This window comes from Inquilinus limosus MP06, assembly GCF_000767795.1.
Classification (GTDB): Bacteria; Pseudomonadota; Alphaproteobacteria; order DSM-16000; family Inquilinaceae; genus Inquilinus; species Inquilinus limosus_E.
On sequence record NZ_JANX01000452.1, the window covers coordinates 1 to 5,359 of the forward strand.

7 protein-coding genes are annotated in these 5,359 nt (G+C 70.1%); 4 read left to right on the forward strand and 3 right to left on the reverse strand.

Annotation, left to right across the window (positions count from 1 at the left end):
• A partial coding sequence (locus P409_RS25630) for a hypothetical protein (RefSeq protein ID WP_034845115.1) occupies positions 1 to 268 on the reverse strand: 268 nt, incomplete at its 3' end.
• A 388-nt stretch (positions 269 to 656) separates the two neighbouring features.
• Between P409_RS25630 and P409_RS25635 the strand changes: the two genes are divergently transcribed.
• On the forward strand, positions 657 to 1,739 hold the full coding sequence (locus P409_RS25635; protein WP_034845116.1) for a 3-deoxy-7-phosphoheptulonate synthase: 1,083 nt from the start codon (positions 657 to 659) through the stop codon (positions 1,737 to 1,739).
• A 220-nt stretch (positions 1,740 to 1,959) separates the two neighbouring features.
• A complete protein-coding gene (locus tag P409_RS25640; RefSeq protein ID WP_034845117.1) occupies positions 1,960 to 2,445 on the forward strand; it encodes a GNAT family N-acetyltransferase in 486 nt (161 codons plus the stop codon).
• 235 nt (positions 2,446 to 2,680) lie between these two features.
• Here the strand turns inward: P409_RS25640 and P409_RS25645 are convergent, their stop codons facing one another.
• A complete protein-coding gene (locus P409_RS25645; RefSeq protein ID WP_034845118.1) occupies positions 2,681 to 3,538 on the reverse strand; it encodes an SDR family NAD(P)-dependent oxidoreductase in 858 nt (285 codons plus the stop codon).
• A gap of 127 nt (positions 3,539 to 3,665) precedes the next feature.
• Between P409_RS25645 and P409_RS25650 the strand changes: the two genes are divergently transcribed.
• Positions 3,666 to 4,358 carry an extensin-like domain-containing protein gene (locus tag P409_RS25650; RefSeq protein ID WP_034845120.1) on the forward strand — a complete coding sequence of 231 codons (693 nt, stop codon included), beginning with the start codon at positions 3,666 to 3,668 and terminating at the stop codon, positions 4,356 to 4,358.
• A gap of 143 nt (positions 4,359 to 4,501) precedes the next feature.
• Here P409_RS25650 and P409_RS25655 read toward each other — a convergent pair whose 3' ends face one another.
• A complete protein-coding gene (locus P409_RS25655) occupies positions 4,502 to 4,816 on the reverse strand; it encodes a chorismate mutase (RefSeq protein ID WP_034845122.1) in 315 nt (104 codons plus the stop codon).
• 129 nt (positions 4,817 to 4,945) lie between these two features.
• Here P409_RS25655 and P409_RS25660 point away from each other — a divergent pair.
• A partial coding sequence (locus P409_RS25660; RefSeq protein WP_081991793.1) for a DNA-3-methyladenine glycosylase occupies positions 4,946 to 5,359 on the forward strand: 414 nt, incomplete at its 3' end.

The window sequence follows — 5,359 nt, forward strand, 5'->3', positions numbered from 1 at the left end:
GAGGCTCGGCGGGGACCGTGGCGGCCGAGTGCCGCTGCACCAGCCCCTTCAGGTCGGCGATGAAATCCGGGCTGGCCGCGCGGTCGCGTTCCGCCTGGCTGATCATCCGCGACAGCTCGTCCAGCACCGCCTTGGTCTGGTCCTGCTGCGGCGGCTGCCAGGTCGAGTAGCGCTGGCTGGTCTGCGCCGCGACGGGGCCTGCCGCCAGCATGGTCGTGGACAGGAGGGCGGCGGCGAGGACGGGCAGAAGGGCTCGGACGGGTTTCATCGACAGGGCTCCGCTTCCAGGTCGCGACGGCAATGCGCCGTTCTGACGTGCCGGGCGGCAAGGCTCAAGCCCTTCCGACCGGCGCCCCGGAAAAACCCTCCGGCGGCGCCCCGGTTCCGCCCCTGTGGCCATCGGGCAACTTCCCGAAAGCCCCGGAGCCCAACCCTGATGTTTCCCGAAAGAACCATGGTGACAAAGCCGGGATCCCGGCTTATATGCAGGACATGACTTCCGTTCGCGCCACCTATTTCTGGTACTTTAGCTTCCCGCCTTCGGCGGCGGAGCGAGGGTGCGCGTGATCTGAAGGATCAACCGACGACCCGAGAGCCGCCAGACCTCCTGGCGGCTTTTTTGTTGCCGCCGGCGGGGTGAACCAGGAGCCCAAGCCGTGTTGAAGACCACCGACGACCTGCGCATCCGCGAGATCAAGGAGCTGAGCACACCCGAGGAGGTGATGCAGGAGTTCCCGCGCGATGCCGTCGCCACCCGCACCGTGACCGACGCCCGCCGCGTCCTGCACGGCATCCTGCACGGGACCGACGACCGCCTGGCCGTGGTGATCGGCCCCTGCTCGATCCACGACCCGGAGGCGGCGCTCGACTATGCCCGCCGGCTGCAGCCGCTGCGCCAGCGCCTGGGCGGCGAGCTGGAGATCGTCATGCGGGTCTATTTCGAGAAGCCGCGCACCACGGTGGGCTGGAAGGGGCTGATCAACGACCCCGACCTGGACGGCAGCTTCCAGATCGACAAGGGGCTGCGGCGGGCGCGCAGCGTGCTCCTGGAGGTCAACCGGCTGGGGCTGCCGGCGGCCTGCGAGTTCCTGGACATGACCACGCCGCAATACATCGCCGACCTGGTCGGCTGGGGCGCGATCGGCGCCCGCACCACCGAGAGCCAGATCCATCGCGAGATGGCGTCCGGCCTGTCCTGCCCGGTCGGCTTCAAGAACGGCACCGACGGCAACGTCAAGATCGCGGTCGACGCCGTCTCCTCCGCCTCCCAGCCGCATCATTTCATGGCGGTGACCAAGACCGGCCGGTCGGCCATCGCCTCGACCGCCGGCAATGACGACACGCACATCATCCTGCGCGGCGGCAAGGCGCCGAACCACGACGCCGCCAGCGTCGCGACTGCCTGCGCCGAGCTGGCCAGGGCCGGGCTGCGGCCGGCGGTGATGATCGACGCCAGCCACGCCAACAGCAGCAAGAAGCCGGAGAACCAGCCGAAGGTGATCGACGACGTGGCGCGCCAGGTCGAGGCGGGCGACAGCCGCATCATCGGCGTGATGGTCGAGAGCCACCTGGTGGCCGGGCGGCAGGACCTGGTCCCCGGCACGCCGCTGGTCTACGGCCAGAGCATCACCGACGGCTGCATCGGCTGGGACGACTCGGTGGCGGTGCTGGAACGGCTGGCCGCCGCCGTCGTGGCGCGCCGGGCTGTAACACCACAGTCGTTGACGGCGACCGCCTGAGTCGGGATCATCTCTCCATGACCCGCTTCGACCGAGCTACCACCGCCGCCAAACGACGTCGTCCCATGACGACGGCGGCGCTGTGGTGCGCCGGGAGAGGCGGAGGATCCGCCGGGGCCAGCCCCGGCTGATCCACCGGATCCCGACCACCGCAACCCGCCGTCACCCCGACCGGCGGGTTTTTTCTTGCCGGTCACCGCCGTCCCCGAAGGACCAGACCATGAGCCAGCCCGATCTCCTGATCCGCCGCGCCACCGCCGACGACGCCGCCGCCGTCCGCGAGCTGACCCGCGCCGCCTATGCCAAATGGGTGCCGGTGATCGGCCGCGAGCCGACGCCGATGAAGGCCGATTACGACCAGGCGGTGCGCGAGCACCGGATCGACCTGCTGTTCGAGGGCGACGGCCTGGCCGCGCTGATCGAGATCATCGACCGCGGCGACCATCTGCTGATCGAGAACCTGGCGGTGGCGCCGGACGCCCAGCGCCGCGGCCACGGCAAGCGCCTGCTGGCCCATGCCGAGGCGCTGGCGGCCGAGCTGGGGCGGCCGCTGCTGCGCCTCTACACCAATCCGCGCTTCGCCGGGAATGTCGACCTCTACGCCCGCGCCGGCTTCGCCGTGGACCGGGAGGAGCCGTTCCTGGAAGGCACCACCGTCTATATGAGCAAGCCGGTGCCGCTGGACCGGCCTGGACTCTCCGGCTGAGGAAGGGCCCCAGCCTGAACCCCGATGAAAAATGCGGGGGACGATGAAATGCCTGTTATGGATTCAGGCTGGGACTTCTGTCTTATAGAGAATTATTTCACCGCGCAAGATAAATCCCAATGCTGGATGCAATAATACTGAACAAATTTAGAGAAATCCCGAAAAATTCAACCAATCGATTGTCGTTTCGCTTGGCCTCGCCTTGATGGAATCCAGACGAGGCCAAGCGAAATGGTCAGTCCGGCCGCGCCATATAGGCGGCGAAAGCGTCCTTGTGGTCGCGGTGCCAGCGCGACAAGGCCGGCCGGTTGCGGATGATGTCGTCCGCCGCCCAGCGGATGCGCTTCTCGTCCATCGCCCGGGTGACGTCGTTGTCGGGGCAGAGGATGTAGAAGTCGCCGCGGCCGAGGCTGTCGAGCATGAATTCGACCACCTGCTCCGCGCTCCAGGCCGCCGCCGGCTTCTCGGTGGCGCCGCGGGCGGTGATGCCGGTGAAGGTGTAGCCCGGGATCAGCAGATGGGCGGTGACGCGGCAGCCCTCGGTCTCGCGCAGCGCATGCGCCAGCCCTTCGGTCAACGCCTTCACCCCGGCCTTGGAGACGTTGTAGGCGGTGTCGCCCGGCGGGGTGGTGATGCCCTGCTTCGACCCGGTGTTGACGATCAGCCCGTCGCCGCCCTGGGCGATCATCGCCGGGGCGAAGGCCTGCACGCCGTGGATCACGCCGTACAGGTTGACGCCCAGCACCCGGCACCAGCGGTCGTAGTTCTCCCACGGCCCGCCGCCATTGCCGATACCGGCATTGTTCATCAGCACCCCGATTTCGCCGAAGGCCGACAGGGCGGCATCGCGCAGCGCCTCGACTTCATCGAACCGGGACACGTCGGTCGGCACGGCGCGGACATCCGGCGCGCCGCCGGCGGCCAGCTCCGACACCTCGCGGGCGGCGCAGTCCAGCGCCTCGCCCGGCAGGTCGGCCAGCACGATCTTGAGGCCGATCGAGGCGAAGCGCTTCGCGGCGGCCAGGCCGATGCCGCCGGCGGCGCCGGTGATGACAGCGACCCGGCCGGCCCGGATCGCGGGATGGGTGGACATGGGGAGCTCCTCAGGGATGTCGCTGGGAGGGCGATGCCGGTCGGCCGCCGCCCCGCCCGGGACGGCTTCAGAGATCTGGTCCGGCCGGGGCTGGCCGGCAAGGCCGGAAGGGCCGATATGATCGCCGATGCGCCGCCGAATCCTGCTCCTGTCAGCCCTGCTCCTCGCCATCGTTGCGGCGGGGCTGCTGTGGCGCGGCGACATCGCGCTGCCGGACCGCTGGAATCCCTGGGCGCTGCTGGACCTGCGCGACCCGCCCAACCTATTGACCGGCCTCAAGCTGGCGCGGGTGAAGGCCGATCCGGCGCTGTGCCGGGCGGTGCTGGCGACCGCCGGCATGACCGCCCGCCCGGTGCCCGACCGGCGTGAGGCGCCGGGCTGCGCCATCGAGAACGCCGTCGCGGTCTCGCGCGCCGGGGTGGGCCTCGACCGCGGCTTCACCGCCTCCTGCCGCCTCGCCGTCGCCTTCGCCCTGTTCGAGCGGCACGCGCTGCAGCCGGCGGCCCAGACCGCATTCGGCGAGAAGGCCGCGGCGATCGAGCATCTCGGCACCTATGCCTGCCGCAACATCGCCAACCGCGACCGGCGCAGCCGCCACGCCACCGCCGACGCCATCGACCTGGCCGCAGTGCGGCTGGCCGACGGGCGGCGGATCAGCGTGCTGCAGGGCTGGGCCGGCGACGGTCCGGAGGCGCGCTTCCTGCACGAGCTGCGCGACCGCGCCTGCCGCATCTTCGACGTGGTGCTGTCACCCGACTACAACGCCGCGCACAAGGACCACCTGCATCTGGATGTCGGGTGGTTTGGGACGTGCCGTTGACACTGCTACTGGCGCGGCCGTCTGGAGGCGGTTTCTTCGCTTCCGGTGCTCACGCACCAATGTGCGCTGCGCTCCGGTTCTCGAAACCACCACCAGCCGACTCACGCCAACGCAGTCTCAATCGGCACGTCGGCATACAACGATCAGCCCCGGGCGCCGTCTCGGATGGCCTCGTGGTGGCGGATCACCTCGGCGACGATGAAGGCCAGGAACTTCTCGGCGAAATCCGGGTCGAGATGCGATTCCTCGGCCAGCCGGCGCAGCCGCGCGATCTGCGCCGCCTCGCGCCCCGGATCGGCCGGGGGCAGGCCGACCGTCGCCTTCAGCCGCCCGACCTTCTGCGTGCATTTGAAGCGCTCGGCCAGCAGGTGGACGAGGGCCGCGTCGATGTTGTCGATGCTGCTGCGCAGCTCCGCCAGCTCGGGCGGGATGGCGGGCTTCTGGGCTTGCTGGTCCATTAGGTCACCTGGGATCGGAAAGGTCCGACCATACGGCACCCGCCCCGCCCGGCCAAGCCGGGGAGGATGTGCTGCGGCAAAGGGTGGATTCCGCTTGCGCAGGCCGCCGCGGTCGCGGAGACAGGCCGGATGCCCGATGCGCCCTCCCCCGCCCCGGTGCCGCTGGACCGCAGCGCCTTCACGGCGGATGTCGTCTCCGTCGCCCGTGCCCTGATCGGCACCACCCTGCTGGTCGATGGCGTCGGCGGCATGGTGGTCGAGACCGAGGCCTATGACCCGACCGATCCGGCGTCGCACAGCTTCGCCGGGCCGACCCCGAGCAACGCCGCGATGTTCGGGCCGGTCGGCCACGCCTATGTCTACCGCTCCTACGGGCTGCACTGGTGCCTGAACCTGGTGTGCGACGCCGCCCGGCCGGGCAGCGCCGTGCTGATCCGGGCGATCGCGCCGACCGACGGGATCGAGGTGATGCGCACGCGGCGCGGCCTGGAGTCGCCGCGCCTGCTGTGCGCCGGCCCCGGCCGGCTGGCCCAGGCGCTGGGC